Here is a 14,790-nt window from a genome sequence, read left to right as displayed (position 1 = left end):
GTAAGGATGTATGGCATCCAACAATAAGGAAGGAGACAACACTATGAGTACTCAACGTTTTGCAGGGCGTGTGGCAGTGGTGACTGGCGGTGCCTCTGGAATAGGTTTGGCCATTGCGCAGCGTTTGCGTCTAGAAGGTGCGCAGGTGGCCGTGTGGGATCGAGATCAGCAACGGTTAGCAGCGGTGGCCAAAAATGAAGATCTACATGTGTATGAGGTGGCACTGCAAGACTATGGCAGTGTACAAAGCACGTATGCCCAAACAAAAAAAGACTTGGGTAAAGTCGATATTTTGGTGTGTAGTGCAGGAATTACGGGGCCAAATACCACTGTCATCGATTACGGTATAGAAGACTGGAAAGAGGTGTTTGATATTAATGTGCATGCCCTCTTTCACTGCAACAAAGTGGTGATGGAAGACATGACTGCGCAGCAATACGGTCGTGTGGTGAATATTGCCTCTATTGCAGGTAAAGAAGGTAACCCGAATGCGTCGGCGTATAGTGCTTCAAAGGCGGCAGTGATCGCATTGAGCAAATCACTGGCTAAAGAAGTAGCGACCAAAGGTGTGACGGTGAACAGCATTACCCCTGCTGCGGTAGAAACGCCTATGTTTGCACAGATGACCCAAACACATATTGATTACATGCTGTCCAAAATTCCTATGCATCGCTTCGGCAAGGTAGAGGAAATAGCAGCCATTGTGTGCTGGCTAGCGTCGGAAGAAGCGTCGTTCTCTACAGGGGCAGTGTTTGATGTGTCAGGGGGGCGTGCCACGTATTAAGATGGCACGTATCCAGTGTGGGGCGGTGTGAACCGCCCTACTTTTTTACAGGTACAAATGCCCCCGCATATACACCACCGCATTACCGGAGATCAGCACACGATCGCCAGCCATTTCACAATGCAAATAGCCGCGTCGCGCACCGCCTTGTCGTGCGCTTAACTGGCTTTTACCCAAGCGTTGTGCCCAGTATGGCGTCAGTGCAGTATGCGCAGAGCCGGTAACCGGGTCTTCGTTAACGCCTACATTAGGGCCGAACCAGCGCGATACAAAATCCACATCTTTACCGGGGGCAGTTACAGCTACGCCTCGGTTGGGCAAGCCTTTAAGGCGTGACAGATCCGGGTGTAGGCGTGGGATGATGCTTTCATCTTCTACCACCACGATGTAATCGTCTGCCGATAATACCGAGGCAGCGTCAATGCCTAATGCATCCAGTAAGCCATCAGGCGTAGCACATGACTGCGGGGGACGGCAGGGGAAATCCATTTCCAAACCGTGGGCAGAGCGTTTGACGGACAAGCGGCCACTGCGGGTAGAAAAATGAATCACGTCTTTGTCGTAGTTCAGCTCGTGCATTAACACCCAAGCACTGGCTAAGGTGGCGTGGCCGCACAAATCCACTTCTACTTCAGGCGTGAACCAGCGCAACTGATAGCCGTGTTCATCCGGCACAAAGAAAGCGGTTTCAGACAAGTTGTTTTCAGCAGCAATGTGCTGCAACGTCTGGTCATCTAACCACGCGTCTAGTGGGCAAACAGCGGCAGGGTTGCCCTCGAACGGACGAGAGGCGAAAGCATCGACTTGATAGATAGAAAGTTGCATGACGGTTCCTGAGAAAAATACAGCCTACTGGATCACAGCGGACTTCATACCAGAGAACACTACGCTAGCATTGGATTGGGGGCACAGCAAGTTCGATGTAGGGCTACCCTATTACTTCAGGTTTCGGCTGGCGCGTTGGCAGATTCGCTGGGTGGCCGGTGACGCAGATGATGCTATCCATTGCGTGCAGAGGTCGCGCACCCATTCGGGTTGGTCTTTGCCCGCATCATTTAACCAGTTTGCGACTGAGTCTTGTACGTAGACAGAATCATCTGCACGTAGCGCTTCCAGTATGGGTAAGGCCTGCTGAGGTGTTTGTTTAAGTGCTTTTAGATGGGCACACCACACGCCACGTGGACGTATCGCTTCGCAGGCAAAACGTCGAATGTATTCAGAGGAAGATTGTGTCCACGGTGTGAGTAATAGGATCGCGGTATCCAAATCGTTGGCAAGGTGTGGGCGCACAGCCATCCATGCCCATTCACGCACGCCGAAGTGGGCGTCGTCCGCCAAGGGCTGTATGGCTGCGAGCCGGTCAGCTAAGGACACATCCGGTTGTGCACCAATCATGAAACATGCCCAGCCGCGCACCGTGTCAGAAGGGTGTGCCAAGCAAGTGTGTAGCGCATCTACCCCTACTTCGTTGAGCACTAACTCACCTAAGTCTGCCATGCGGCGCAAGATGCCTTGCGTGTTAAGGGCTTGGGCGGCGTCTTGTGCAGCGGGTGACAGGGTGGGAAATACCAAGCACAGCAAGCGATAGTGATCTAAGGCCAAACATTCGGTCAGTGTCGCGCTAGGGATACTGCCTGTGGATAAGGCTTCTAGAATGTCAGCGGGTATATCAGCGATGCGGTTGGCACCTTTGCGGGCGGCGGTAGCAGTCATGGCGTGACGGTAGTTAGGCAGGTAAGTTGTGGGCCACTTTGTTCAATAGCGTACTCAGCTGTTCACGTTCCGACGCACTAAGGTTGGCGTATAGATTAGCAATCCAGGTGCTGTGTTGCGTGAAGACTTGAGCAGCGATTTCCTTACCTTTGTCAGTAAGACGTATGCACAGCGCACGACGATCTACAGGGTCAGCATGGCGGGCGATGAGTGCATCACGTTCTAAGCCGTCTAGTAGTCCGGTGATGGTGGCGCGGGTAACACCTGCCTGTTCTGCTAAGGCCGCAGGAGCCAAACCATCGGGGGCGTTATCCAGCAAGAACAACACAATAAAGCGCCCTTCTGACAACCCGTAAGGGGCTAACTGTGTCGCGCAGTCTCTGTCTATAGCGGCAGTTAAAGACAGCATCTGAAAACACAGCCGTATGTTATCCACAAGGGGAAGTTGCCGTTGTTCGGCCACATTCAGTAGCGCTAGATATTTTTGTTCCATGTTAAAGCCACCATATAGTATGCCACCTAATTATAGGTGAGATGGGGCAGAAATGGGAAAAGTTACACACAGGGAATTTTGGTTGAGCGGTATTTTCTACACGGTGCTCATAGAGGTTCAGCATGGTGACGTATGGCTCACCAGCTGTGTAGGAGTGTGGATGAAAATGGTGTGTGCCGCATGCGCAGGGTCACGCAGAGCACAAAAGAAAACGGCGTGTATTTTTGCAAATACACGCCGTTTCTTCATTACGTTGCCGCTTACAAACCTAGTTCGTCTGCAATATGACGTGCAATAGGCATGGCGCCTGTTGCCGCAGGGGAAGGTGCATTCAAAATGGCAGTCAGGCCACCAGAATGTTTGATCAGGAAGTCGTCTACCAGCGTGCCGTCTGGGCGTACGGCTTGTGCGCGGTTAGCACTGCGATAGGTACGCAGATCTGACAAGGTGACAGTAGGACAATACTTGCGCACAGCGTCTAAGTACACCTGCTTAAACAACGAGCCTTTAAGTTCGTTCCAAGTGGCGCGTGGGTGTTTGGCTAACATTTTCCACAGGCCGCTGTAGCTTAAGGCAGACCACGCGTCGCGTACGTCTACGCTGAAATGGCTGTATTTTTCTCGTGCTAATGCCAAAACAGCGTTGGGGCCTACGGTGATGGTGCCATCAATCATAGGCGTGAGGTGTACCCCTAAAAATGGCAAGGTGGGGTCGGGTACGGGGTAAATCAGGCTGTGTACAACTTTGTTCAGGTGGGTAGGCAACACAAAGTATTCGCCACGGAAGGGCAAAATTCTAATGCCGGGGTCCATGCCTAACATGCGGGCAACACGGTCAGAGGCCAAGCCGCTGCAGGCAATGATGTGCCCTGCTTCGATTTGTTGATTGCCGGCTTGCACGCGGTAAGCAGAGCCTACTTGGGTGACGGATGTTACGGGTGCATTGAAGATTACGGTGCTGCCTGCATTTTCTACATCGGCCAGCAACGCACGAGTGATGCCCGCGTAATCGGTGATGGCTGTTTCAGGAATGCGCAGCGCCGCAAGCCCAGTGATCGCGGGTTCCAAGCGACCTAAATCGGCTTGGGTAAGTTGTTCGGTGTGTACCTCGTTTTCGATGGCGCGTTGCTCAAGTTTGTATAGGTTTTCTTGTTCTTGAGGGGTAGTGGCGACCAGTAGTTTGCCGCGTGCTTCGTAGCCTATTTGTCTGGCTGCACAAAAGGCTTTGATCTCGCTTAAGCCTTCGCGGCAGAAACGAGTCTTCAAGCTACCGGGTGTGTAGTACACGCCAGAGTGCACCACGCCACTGTTGCGACCGGTTTGGTGGAAAGCAGGTTGCGCTTCTTTTTCTGCGACCAATACACGGGCTTGGGGGCGACGTTTGACGATTTCGGCCGCCAACGCTGCACCAACAATGCCAGCACCAATAATGAGGTAATCGTATTTCATGGGAAAGGTGATTCCAGTGACGTTCTGTTTGCGTTAGCTCAGGCCGCGCATGGACTCCCAACGGCGTCGAGTAGGTTGCATGTGCGCGACGACGAGGTGGGCCAAGGTGGCACGGTCTTCTTGTTCAATGGCGTTAACCATGGCGGCATGTTCTGCAATCGCTTGCTCTAGCCACTGTCGGTCAGTCATACCGTAAGAACGTATGGGGTTAGAGGCTTCGGTATAAAACGCGATAGCCTTACACAGGGTTTCATTGCCGCACAGCGCAAAAACTTGGCGGTGAAATTCATCGTTAAATTGATGAATGAGGCGTGGGTCTGCCCCTACCGATGCAGCAGCGGCATATTGAATGTGCAGAGTTTTCAGCGCATCCAAGTCGGCAGCAGAGACCGGAAAAGGCATGATGCTCACCGCTTCTTTTTGCAGCAGTGCTCGCAGGTGGTACAGCTCTTCCACTTCTTGGGTGCTGAAGTCTTTGACGCGGGCTGAACGGGAACGTGGTTTAACCACAATTTGGCGGGCAACCAGTTCTTGAATGGCGGCACGTACAGCATGGCGTTTGGCATCAAAGCGTGCCATCAATGTGTCTTCAATCAATTCCTGATGCGGACGCAAGTGACCGAAAATAATATCGGCTTCTAGTTCTTGGGCAATCAGTTCGGCAGAGGAAGGGGCAAGAGTTTCTGTGCTCATCGGACAATCAGTTCCAGCGTCGAGGGTTGGTCCCAGATCCAGCCATGTGGTGTGCGATGCAGCTCAGGGAAATGCCCCGGCACGACGATGTCGGCGTTGTCGGCTATCCACTGCAGTGTGTTACTGGATTGGCGATCCGGGTCATATTCATTGGCAGCGGACAGTGTAGCGAGTTCACGGTAGGTTTTACAGGCGTCCCCTGCTAACACAACACGCTTTTTATCCGGATTGACGAAGTGCAGCAAATAGCTACCGGTGGTGTGGCCAGGCGCTTGTCTGTAGAACAGGCCAGGGGCTAATTCACCTTCTGGTGCCTGTATGAGTTGCAGGTTTTGGCGCTGTAGGTATTCGTTCATACCTTGGCTGCCAAACACGTCTTCAGACGCGGGGTGCTGCGCGTAGTCCCATTCTGCCGAGCTGACATAAATGGTGGCATTAGTGAACAGATCAATATTGTTGATGTGATCGAAATGCAGGTGCGACAGAAAAACAGTTTTGATGTCAGCAGGCGTAAGGTTGCGTTCTGCCAGCGCATTCAACAACAGCAGGCGCGTGGAGTGGTGACCGGTATCAAACAAGATAGGACCGTGCCCATCTACATTGACTAGCACTACAGCTGAAAAACCAAAAAAACCGCCTTTAAAACTTAGGCAATTTCCCTCAACGAGGATGTCATGTTGCACCGCCATGTGCGCTCCTTATTATGCAGGCTTATTAATTATTAATAATACTATCAATATAGAATTTATTGGTCGAATTTATTGTGGTTTCTTAGTTGTTCTAGGGTTTGTTCTAATATAGACATTGGATTTAAAGCACTTTACACTACGATCCATCTTATCGATACTATTATTAATAATATTGATTTTCCCCGCTGAGGAGCACACATGAACGCCTATAAAAGTATGATTGCTGGTGCAGCATTAGCACTGGCCAGCGCAACCACTTACGCCGCCACATGGCAGATGGCTACGCCGTATCCAGATGCCAACTTCCACACACAAAATATCCAGCAGTTTGCTAAAGATGTAGAAGCAGCGACCAATGGTGAGTTGAAAATTAACGTGCACCCAGCGGGTTCGTTGATCAAGCACCAAGAGATCAAAAATGCCGTGCGTTCGCAGCAGATTGAAGCGGGCGAGTTCATTATTTCCAATTTGGCCAACGAGAACCCTATGTTTGCGTTGGACTCCGTGCCATTTGTGGCTGTGTCTTTTGATGACGCCGCCAAGATGTACCACGTGTCTAAACCCGACTTGGAAAAACTGTTAGGCCGTCAAAATCTGAAAATTCTGTTCTCGGTAGCATGGCCTCCACAAGGTATGTACACCGATCGCCCTATTGAAAAGATCGAAGATCTGAAGGGCATCAAAATGCGTGCATACAGCCCGCAAACAGAGCGTTTGGCGCAATTGGCTGGTGCGGTGCCTACACAGGTAGAAGTGCCTGATTTGGCTCAAGCATTCACCACAGGACGTGTGAACGCCATGATTACCTCCACCTCTACCGGTGTGAACACTACCGCTTGGGATTACCTGACTCATTTCTACGATGTAGCGGCTTTCTTGCCTAAAAACGTGGTGGTGGTGAACCAGCGTGTGTTTGATAGCTTGGATGAAGCCACACAAAAAGCGGTATTGGATGCAGCCGCTGCAGCTGAATTGCGCGGTTGGGAAATGGCTGAAGCCGATCACATTGCACAACGTAATGTGTTGGAGCAACACGGTATCAAAGTCAGCACAGGCTCTGACGAGCTGAACGCTGCCTTGCATAAAGTGGGTGAGCAGATGGCGGCAGAGTGGGTGAAAGAAGCCGGCGACGACGGTGAAGTCGTGCTTGAGGCTTATCGCGCCAACTAATACCTAAAACTTAATTAACCAGTGCATATACCCATGCACTGGTGTTTCTGAAGTGGGCAAATGCCATGCGAAAAATCCTGGATAGCCTCTATTCGATCAGTGCAGGTTTAGCTGCAATATCGTTGGTGAGCATAGCCGTTATTGTTTTTGGTCAGGTGGTCTTTAATACGATCGACTACGTGGCTCTTCATTTGTTTGATCAGAGCTTTGGCTTGCTGATCCCCTCTTACTCGCTGTTCTCAGGTTATGCGCTAGGCTTTGCCACCTTTTTGTCGTTGGGCTTAGGTTTACGTAAGGCCGTACACATACGTGTGACGTTGGTGGAGTCCAGAATGTCGGCACCTATTCGCCGTGGTTCGCTCACCCTGATTGCGTTGGTAGGTGTAGGGATGGGTGTGCTGTTTACCTACAGTTTGGGTGTGTTGGCCTACGAGTCTTTCTTGTGGGGTGACCGTGCAAGCGGGTTAGTAAAAGTGCCTTTGTGGATTCCACAAAGCGTGCTGTGTGTGGGTGCGGCTGTATTTTTGGTCGCTGCTCTGGATACGCTGGTAGAAATTCTGCGTACGGGGCGTAGCGAGGCCTTGGTGATTGAGTCGGTTGCCGAGGAGGCGCTGTAATGTCTGATGTAACCATGTCATTGATTATGGTTGGGGTGCTGATGTGCGGCCTAGCCATGGGGTTGTGGGTGTCTATAGCACTGTTTGTGACAGGCTTGGTAGGCGTGCTGTTGTTCTCTAATGCACCGTTGATGAGTGTGTTGGCAACCAATATTTGGAGCTCTTCTGCTGAGTGGTCATTGGCGGCATTGCCACTGTTTATTTGGATGGGTGAGATTCTGTTCCGCTCACGTATGTCCAAAGACTTGTTTTCGGGCTTAGCACCGTGGATGCGTTCTTTGCCGGGAGGTCTAGGCCACGTGGGGATTATGGCGTCTGGTATCTTTGCAGCGGTGTGCGGTTCGTCTGCGGCAACGTGCGCAACAGTCGCTAAAGTTGCGGTGCCAGAGTTGAAGAAACGCGGCTACGACGAAAGCTTGGTGCTGGGTACGATTGCCGGTTCGGGAACGCTGGGGTTGCTGTTGCCACCGTCTATTATTTTGATTGTGTACGGTGTGGCGGCTGAGCTGTCTATTGCACGTCTGTTTATTGCCGGTGTGATTCCTGGTTTGTTGGTGATTGTGCTGTTTATGGCGTATGTGGCCATTTGGTCTACCACGCATAAAGACAAAGTGCCGGCCAAAGATCCACCCATGAGCTTTGCGCAAAAGATCAAAGCCACACGTACCTTGTTGCCGGTCACCTTGCTGATCATTGGGGTCATTGGTTCTATTTACTCCGGTTTGGCGAGCCCAACTGACTCGGCAGCCGTAGGTGTAGTGATTGCATTGCTGTTGAGCTGGTGGTTTGGTGATTTGACTTGGAAAAGCTTCAAAGAAGGTCTGATCGCGGCTACTTTGTCGTCGTCCATGATTGCCTTCATTTTGGCAGGCTCAGCGTTTTTGACTATTGCCATGGGCTATTCCAACTTGCCAATGAATTTGGCTCGCTGGATTGGTGATCTGGGCTTGAATAACTACGCTTTGTTGGCAGCGTTGACAGTGTTCTTCATTGTGTTGGGCTGCTTCTTGGATGGTATTTCCATCGTGGTGCTGACCAGTGCCGTGTTGTTGCCTGCGGTGAAAATTGCTGGCATTGATCCTATCTGGTTTGGTGTGTACTTGGTGTTGGTGGTGGAAATGGGTCAGTTGACCCCGCCAGTAGGGTTGAACTTGTTTGTGCTGCAAGGCATGACAGGGCGCGACATCTTGTACTTGTCTAAAGCCGCACTACCTTTCTTCCTGATGTTGCTGCTGACTATTGTATTGGTGGTAACCATGCCAGATATTGTGTTGGGCTTGCCCAAAATGATGTACGGCTAATCTGTTCGTGATGTTAGCCACCACACCGTGGTGGCGAATACCCCTGCTTTACTTTTCTGCCCGGTTATTGCGCAAGCGATAGCTGGGTTTTTTCGTGTGGGTGACTGTAGTCGCCACAGGTTATTCCTAATTGTGGGGGTAGGCTGAACTGTTTATCGTGGGATAGTGACCAATCGGTCACAGAGTCAGGGGGTAGGAATAAAAAGTAGAGCGTTTCACTCAAAAAAACAGTGAGGTAGACAACTATGAAGGTATTGCAATCCCGTGGGCTGAAGCCCGTGTTGCAGGCGGTGGTGTCCGGCGCTGCGCTGGTTGCGGCAGCACCTGTATTTGGCCAAACCATTACCGCGGTGATGCATTCTGGTTTGCGCATGATGGACCCTATACAAAGTACGGCGTTTATCACCCGAGAGCATGGCTACATGATTTATGACACCTTGGTGGGCATGGATTCCGACTTTACCGTCAAACCGCAAATGGCCGATTGGAGCGTGAGCGACGACGGTAAAACCTACACCTTTACCTTGCGTGACGGCTTGAAATGGCACGACGGCACACCCGTTACCGCAGAGGACTGCGTCGCATCGATCAAGCGTTGGCTGGACAATGACAACACTGGCCCGGTGATCAAAGATTTCTTGGTGGGCTACAACATCGTCAACGATCAGGTGTTTGAGGTACAGCTAAACGAACCCACCAGTTTGTTATTGGATAGCTTGGCCAAGATCAGTTCGCGCCCTGCTTTTATGATGCCCAAACGCATCGTAGAAGCATCTGGCGAGAAAGCCGTGGCCGAGATGATTGGCTCTGGCCCCTTTAAGTTTGTGGCCTCAGAGTTTCGCCCCGGCGTGAAGGTGGTATACGAGAAAAACACCGATTACGTGCCACGCAGTGAGCCTAACGATTGGACATCGGGCGGCAAAGTCGTGAACGTGGATAAGGTGGAATGGGTAAGTATGCCGGATGCCATGACAGCAGCGAATGCACTGCTGAATGGCGAGGTGGACTACATCGAGCACTACCCGTATGACTTGCTGCCGCTGGTGCAGAGTAATCCTGACCTAGTGACCAAAGTGATTGATCCGCTGGGTAACTGGAGTTACTACCGCATGAATCACTTGTACCCGCCTTTTGATAACAAGCTGGTTAGGCAAGCAGCCATGTATGCAGTCAGCCAAGAAGACGTTATGAAAGCGTTGGTGGGGAACCCTGATTATTACTCCACCTGCCCATCGCCATTTGGTTGCGGCACGCCTAATGCCAGCGATAGCGGCAAAGACATGATCGTGCCGGGCAATATCGAAAAAGCCAAAGCCTTACTGGCCGAAGCCAACTACGATGGCACACCAGTGGTGTTGCTGCACCCTACGGATCACGTGATGGCCTCACCGCAGCCTGTGGTGATTGCGGCGGCGTTGCGTAACGCTGGGTTTAACGTGGATATGCAATCTATGGATTGGCAGTCTGTGGTGTCCAGACGTGCGAATCGTAGTGCGCCCAAGGACGGCGGTTGGGGCATCTTTTCTACGTACGGCATTATTGCCGCAGCGGTAGACCCATTTGCGAATACCACCATTGCTGCCAACGGTGATAAAGCATGGTTTGGTTGGCCTGATGTACCTGCGATTGAAGACTTGCGCGTGCAATACGCCAAAGCCGTAAGCAAGGAAGAAAAGCAGAGTATCGCTGCCAAAATCCAAGAGATTGTGTTGGATGAAGGGGTGATTGTGCCGCTGGGGCAGTTCCGTACCCCCGCCGCGTACAGCACTGCGTTAAGTGATCTGCCTGAAGCGCCTATTACGGCATTTTGGGGCGTGAAAAAACAGTAGAAAGACAGTACATAAACAGTACAACGCCCGCCACTGTAAAGGTGGCGGGCGTTGTGTTGTGTTAGCGAGCTAGGGCTTCACGCGCTAGCACCTTACCGGGGCGAGCCGTGGTGGTTTTTCCGGCTTCCCAAACTACTTTACCGTTCACCAATACCGTTTCTATACCAATGGCTGGGGCGATGGGCCTAGCGAAACTGGAACCTTCTGCAACAGTGTCTGCATGCAGTATGACCAAATCGGCGTAGGCGCCTTCACGTATAAATCCACGATCGCGTAATCCAAATTTTTGGGCGCTTAAGCCCGTCATTTTATGAATGGCTTTTTCGAAACTGAATAAGCCTCTTTCGCGTGAGTAATGCCCCAATACACGGGGGAAACTGCCCCATAAGCGCGGGTGTGGTACAGCATCGTGTGGTAAGCCGTCAGACCCGATCATGGTGTCGTCAAAGGCCAAGATGCGTGATACGTCGGCATCGTCCATACGGTGGTAAATAGCGCCCGCTGGTTGCAGCCTTTCTACGGCTTGCTCTAAGGTGCATTGCCATTCTTTCTGTATGTCAGCCAAGTCTCGCCCGGCCATTTCTGGGCACGATCTAGACCATGTCACCAGCACCTTCAAGGCCGATGATGCATGTTTGACGGACAGCACGGTAGACGATGCGGCGTAGGGGTAGCAGTCCAAGCAAATGTCTTGCACACCCATTTGCTGGCGTATGCGTTCTAGGGTTTCGGTAGAGCGTCCGAAGTTGTTTTTGCCCGCGACTTTGTGGTGCGAGATCACGACGGGCAGATTGGCTTCACGGCCGATGCGGAAGGCTTCTTCTAAGGCTTCCATGACGTTGTCCGATTCGTCTCTCAGGTGGGTGCAATACACACCACCAAACTCAGCAGCAACTTTCGCCAGCTCAATCACTTCTTCGGTAGAGGCGGCAATGGCCGGGTCGTAGGCCAAGCCTGTGGATAAACCAATGGCACCGGCTTGCATGGCTTCGCGCAACAAGCTTTTCATGCGTTCTAGTTCATCGGCCGTGGCGGGCCTATCTAGCGCAGACATGGCCACGATACGCAGTGTGGTGTGCCCCACCAAGGGAGCGCAGTTCGTAGCGGCGGGTTGCTGCGCTAAGGCGTCTACATAGCTCTGAAAAGTGGGGTGTGTGAACCATTCCCCTTCCCCATCCAGCAAATCCAGTGGTGGGGTGATGGGGGCGTGTAAACGTTGTGGCGTAGGGGCCAGTGAAATACCGCAGTTGCCGGTGATAACGGTAGTCACGCCTTGGCTGACTTTGGGCTCCATGCTGTTACTGGACAGCAGCAGGCGGTCATCATGGGTATGGGTGTCAATAAAACCGGGGGACACCACCAACCCACTGGCATCAATGCGTTGGTCGGCTGTCCAGTGGCTGCAATCGCCTACAAAGGCAATGCGATCATCCACGATGGCAATATCGGCATCAAAGCGAGGGGTGCCGGTGCCATCTGCCACCTCGGCATGTTGAATCAGTATGTGGGCATGTTTGGCCATAGTCTTTCTCACGTAGCTCAATGGATGGCAGGTTCAAGGGGGCGAAAATGCTGGAAGTCCCAATAGCGGCCGGGGGCGGCTTCGATCAGTGAGCGTGTGTACTCATGTTGGGGGTTCACCAGCACTTGTTCGGTAGGCCCGGCTTCCACCACGGTTCCGCGTTGCATCACAATGATTTGGTCGCAGATTTGCGCTGCCACACGTAAATCGTGCGTAATAAACAGTACCGAGATACCAATGCGTTGGCGCATTTCATCCAGCAGTTTCAATACTTGTGCTTGTACGGATACGTCTAGCGCGGATACCGCTTCGTCGGCCACTAAAATGTCTGGCTCTAACACCAGAGCGCGGGCAATACACAAGCGTTGGCGTTGGCCGCCAGAAAACTGGTGTGGATAACGGCTTAGTACGCTGCGATCCATGCCTATCCATGCCAGTAGCGTATCAATGCGTTTTTCACATTCGTTGGCACTTAAGCCGTAGTTTTGCATGCCTTCTAACAAGGCGTCGTGTATATGTAAACGGGGGTTCAGTGACCTATAAGGGTCTTGGAAAACGATCTGTATGCGCTGACGCAACTGACGTAGTTCTTCACCTTTGGCGGTGGCTAAATCGGCATCACCCAAAGACACCCGGCCAGATGATGGCTTGATTAAGCGCATGATGCAGCGGGCTACCGAGGACTTCCCCGAACCGGACTCGCCCACAATGCCAATGATCTCGCCCTTGTTCAGGGTGAAAGACACATTGTTGGCAGCCACGACTTTGCGACTGGCCGAAAACAGCACGCGCTCTTCGTAGGTTTTGTTCAGCTCCTCTACTTGCAGCATAGGTGCAGGTGTAATGTCGCGTGGAGCAGGTGGAATTAAGCTAGGCACGGACGACACCAAGAGGCGCGTGTAGTCTTGCGTGGGGGCGCGTAAAATGGCGTCCCTCGTGCCGGTTTCTACCATGGCACCACGGTTCATCACCACAATACGGTCAGCAATCTCAGCCACCACACCAAAGTCATGCGTGATGAACAATACAGCGGTGTTTTGCTGTTCTTGCAGCTCACGAATCAGCGCCAGAATTTGTTTCTGGGTGGTGACGTCTAGGGCAGTAGTGGGCTCGTCAGCAATCAGCAGGCGTGGCTTCAGAATCAACGCCATGCTGATCACAATGCGCTGACGCTGGCCGCCAGACAATTGATGTGGGTAAGCGCGGTAGATTTTTTCAGGGTTGGGCAAATGCACGGACTCGAACATCGCCAATACTTGCTTCTTGCGCTCAGAGGGGTTGCGTACGCCGTGTACCTTCAGCACTTCTTCCACCTGTGGGCCAACGCGCTCTACGGGGTTGAGCGCAGTCATAGGTTCTTGGAAGATCATGGCCATTTTGGATGCACGCAGCGTTCGTATGCGGCTAGGCGAGGCCTCTAACAGGTTCTCGCCATCCAACAAGATGCGGCCTTGAGTGGCTTGTAGTTCGGCTTTGGGTAGCAAGCCCATGGTGGCAAGCGAGGTTACGGATTTACCAGAGCCAGACTCGCCCACCAAGCAGACGGTTTCGCCGGGGTGTATTTCCAGCGAAATGTTGGAAATAGCGTGCTGCCCTTCTTTGCTGTTGGCGATGCGTACCCACAGGTCTTGTACCTGCAGAACTGGCTGATCACCCTGTGTATGTGAAAACGTTTGCGTCATCGTTTGATCATCCTTGGGTCCAGTTCATCACGCAGTACATCGCCCAATACGTTGACGCTCAATAAGGTCAGCGCCAACAAAATACCGGGATACAGCACCAAGCCGGGATAGAGTTGAAAGAACATGCGGCCATCGGCCATGATGTTGCCCCACGAGGGGATTTCTGGCGGCAAACCAGCGCCCAAAAAGCTTAGGGTGGATTCGATCAAAATAGCCGAGGCGAAAATGTAGGTGCCTTGCACAATCAGTGGTGCCCATGTGTTGGGAATGATGTGCGTCACGATGATTTTGGGGATACGGGTACCCAAGGTGATCGCCGCTTCTACGTAGGGCTCGGTGCGTATAGACAGAATCACACTGCGCACCAGTCGCACCACACGTGGAATTTCCGGGATCACAATCGCTACCAACACCGTGAGCAAACTGCTGCCGGTGAGCGACACCAAGGCAATGGCCAACAAAATGCTGGGGATAGCCATAATGCCGTCCATGACGCGCATGATGATGGCGTCAAACAGCGGAAAATACCCGGCCAACACACCAATCAATAAGCCTAGGGAGAGGCTGAACAGTGCTGCGCCTAGCCCCACGATCATGGATACTTGGGCGCCGTACACCACGCGGGAATACATGTCGCGGCCAAAGGCATCGCTACCCAACCAGTGTTCCGCACTAATGGGCGATAAACGTGAAGCGGGGTTGATTTGTATAGGGTCAGTGGTGCTGATGATGGGGGCGAGTATCGCCATCGCAATCACGAGGACCACAATGCTGCAGGCTAAAAATGCCGCCGGAGACAACAGCCTAGAAAGCAGGCCACGCCAGAGAGAATAGGGTTGCATAACAGAC

The 14,790-nt window shown here is 52.3% G+C and carries 14 protein-coding genes; 5 read left to right on the top strand and 9 right to left on the bottom strand.

The genetic code is table 11. The annotated features are described in order from the left end of the window. Nucleotides 1-43: 43 nt before the first annotated feature. Nucleotides 44-784 carry an SDR family NAD(P)-dependent oxidoreductase gene (locus tag ACLPHM_RS14335; protein WP_430221898.1) on the top strand — a complete coding sequence of 247 codons (741 nt, stop codon included), beginning with the start codon at nt 44-46 and terminating at the stop codon, nt 782-784. A gap of 45 nt (nt 785-829) precedes the next feature. Here ACLPHM_RS14335 and ACLPHM_RS14330 read toward each other — a convergent pair whose 3' ends face one another. From ACLPHM_RS14330 to ACLPHM_RS14305, 6 genes are all read right to left on the bottom strand, one after another. After that, nucleotides 830-1,609, bottom strand: a complete 780-nt coding sequence (locus ACLPHM_RS14330) for a PhzF family phenazine biosynthesis protein (protein WP_430221897.1) — start codon at nt 1,607-1,609, stop codon at nt 830-832. Between the two features lie 111 nt (nt 1,610-1,720). Continuing rightward, the gene (locus tag ACLPHM_RS14325; RefSeq protein WP_430221896.1) at nt 1,721-2,497 is read right to left on the bottom strand and encodes a DNA alkylation repair protein; all 777 of its coding nucleotides are present in this window, start codon (nt 2,495-2,497) and stop codon (nt 1,721-1,723) included. 13 nt (nt 2,498-2,510) lie between these two features. Further along, nucleotides 2,511-2,990, bottom strand: a complete 480-nt coding sequence (locus ACLPHM_RS14320; RefSeq protein WP_430221895.1) for a MarR family winged helix-turn-helix transcriptional regulator — start codon at nt 2,988-2,990, stop codon at nt 2,511-2,513. Nucleotides 2,991-3,250: 260 nt separating this feature from the next. Then, nucleotides 3,251-4,438, bottom strand: coding sequence for an L-2-hydroxyglutarate oxidase (lhgO, locus tag ACLPHM_RS14315; RefSeq protein WP_430221894.1), 1,188 nt, complete (start codon nt 4,436-4,438; stop codon nt 3,251-3,253). 33 nt (nt 4,439-4,471) lie between these two features. Next, nucleotides 4,472-5,131 carry a GntR family transcriptional regulator gene (locus ACLPHM_RS14310; protein ID WP_430221893.1) on the bottom strand — a complete coding sequence of 220 codons (660 nt, stop codon included), beginning with the start codon at nt 5,129-5,131 and terminating at the stop codon, nt 4,472-4,474. Then, complete coding sequence (locus ACLPHM_RS14305; protein ID WP_135866918.1) at nt 5,128-5,820, bottom strand: MBL fold metallo-hydrolase; 693 nt, start codon at nt 5,818-5,820, stop codon at nt 5,128-5,130. The genes ACLPHM_RS14310 and ACLPHM_RS14305 overlap by 4 nt, the downstream gene beginning before the upstream one ends. Before the next feature lie 198 nt (nt 5,821-6,018). Here ACLPHM_RS14305 and ACLPHM_RS14300 point away from each other — a divergent pair, with 198 nt between their 5' ends. The 4 genes from ACLPHM_RS14300 (at nt 6,019) to ACLPHM_RS14285 (ending at nt 10,737) form a co-directional block, all read left to right on the top strand. Beyond that, on the top strand, nt 6,019-6,990 hold the full coding sequence (locus tag ACLPHM_RS14300; RefSeq protein WP_430221892.1) for a TRAP transporter substrate-binding protein: 972 nt from the start codon (nt 6,019-6,021) through the stop codon (nt 6,988-6,990). A gap of 65 nt (nt 6,991-7,055) precedes the next feature. Then, on the top strand, nt 7,056-7,607 hold the full coding sequence (locus ACLPHM_RS14295; protein ID WP_430221891.1) for a TRAP transporter small permease: 552 nt from the start codon (nt 7,056-7,058) through the stop codon (nt 7,605-7,607). Further along, complete coding sequence (locus tag ACLPHM_RS14290) at nt 7,607-8,908, top strand: TRAP transporter large permease (protein ID WP_430221890.1); 1,302 nt, start codon at nt 7,607-7,609, stop codon at nt 8,906-8,908. The genes ACLPHM_RS14295 and ACLPHM_RS14290 overlap by 1 nt, the downstream gene beginning before the upstream one ends. A gap of 245 nt (nt 8,909-9,153) precedes the next feature. Further along, nucleotides 9,154-10,737: an ABC transporter substrate-binding protein gene (locus tag ACLPHM_RS14285; RefSeq protein ID WP_430221889.1), complete on the top strand. Its 1,584-nt coding sequence runs from the start codon at nt 9,154-9,156 to the stop codon at nt 10,735-10,737. 61 nt (nt 10,738-10,798) lie between these two features. Here the strand turns inward: ACLPHM_RS14285 and ACLPHM_RS14280 are convergent, their stop codons facing one another. From ACLPHM_RS14280 to ACLPHM_RS14270, 3 genes are read right to left on the bottom strand one after another with little or no spacing between them, the layout of a single operon-like run. After that, nucleotides 10,799-12,259: an N-acyl-D-amino-acid deacylase family protein gene (locus ACLPHM_RS14280; protein WP_430221888.1), complete on the bottom strand. Its 1,461-nt coding sequence runs from the start codon at nt 12,257-12,259 to the stop codon at nt 10,799-10,801. A 17-nt stretch (nt 12,260-12,276) separates the two neighbouring features. Beyond that, nucleotides 12,277-13,941, bottom strand: a complete 1,665-nt coding sequence (locus tag ACLPHM_RS14275) for an ABC transporter ATP-binding protein (protein ID WP_430221887.1) — start codon at nt 13,939-13,941, stop codon at nt 12,277-12,279. Next, entirely contained in the window at nt 13,938-14,783 is an 846-nt protein-coding gene (locus ACLPHM_RS14270; RefSeq protein ID WP_430221886.1) for an ABC transporter permease, read from the bottom strand. The genes ACLPHM_RS14275 and ACLPHM_RS14270 overlap by 4 nt, the downstream gene beginning before the upstream one ends. Between the last annotated feature and the right edge of the window lie 7 nt (nt 14,784-14,790).

The organism is Paenalcaligenes sp. Me131 (genome assembly GCF_050487225.1).
Taxonomy (GTDB): domain Bacteria; phylum Pseudomonadota; class Gammaproteobacteria; order Burkholderiales; family Burkholderiaceae_B; genus Paenalcaligenes.
This window is presented reverse-complemented; position numbering and strand designations above follow the sequence as displayed.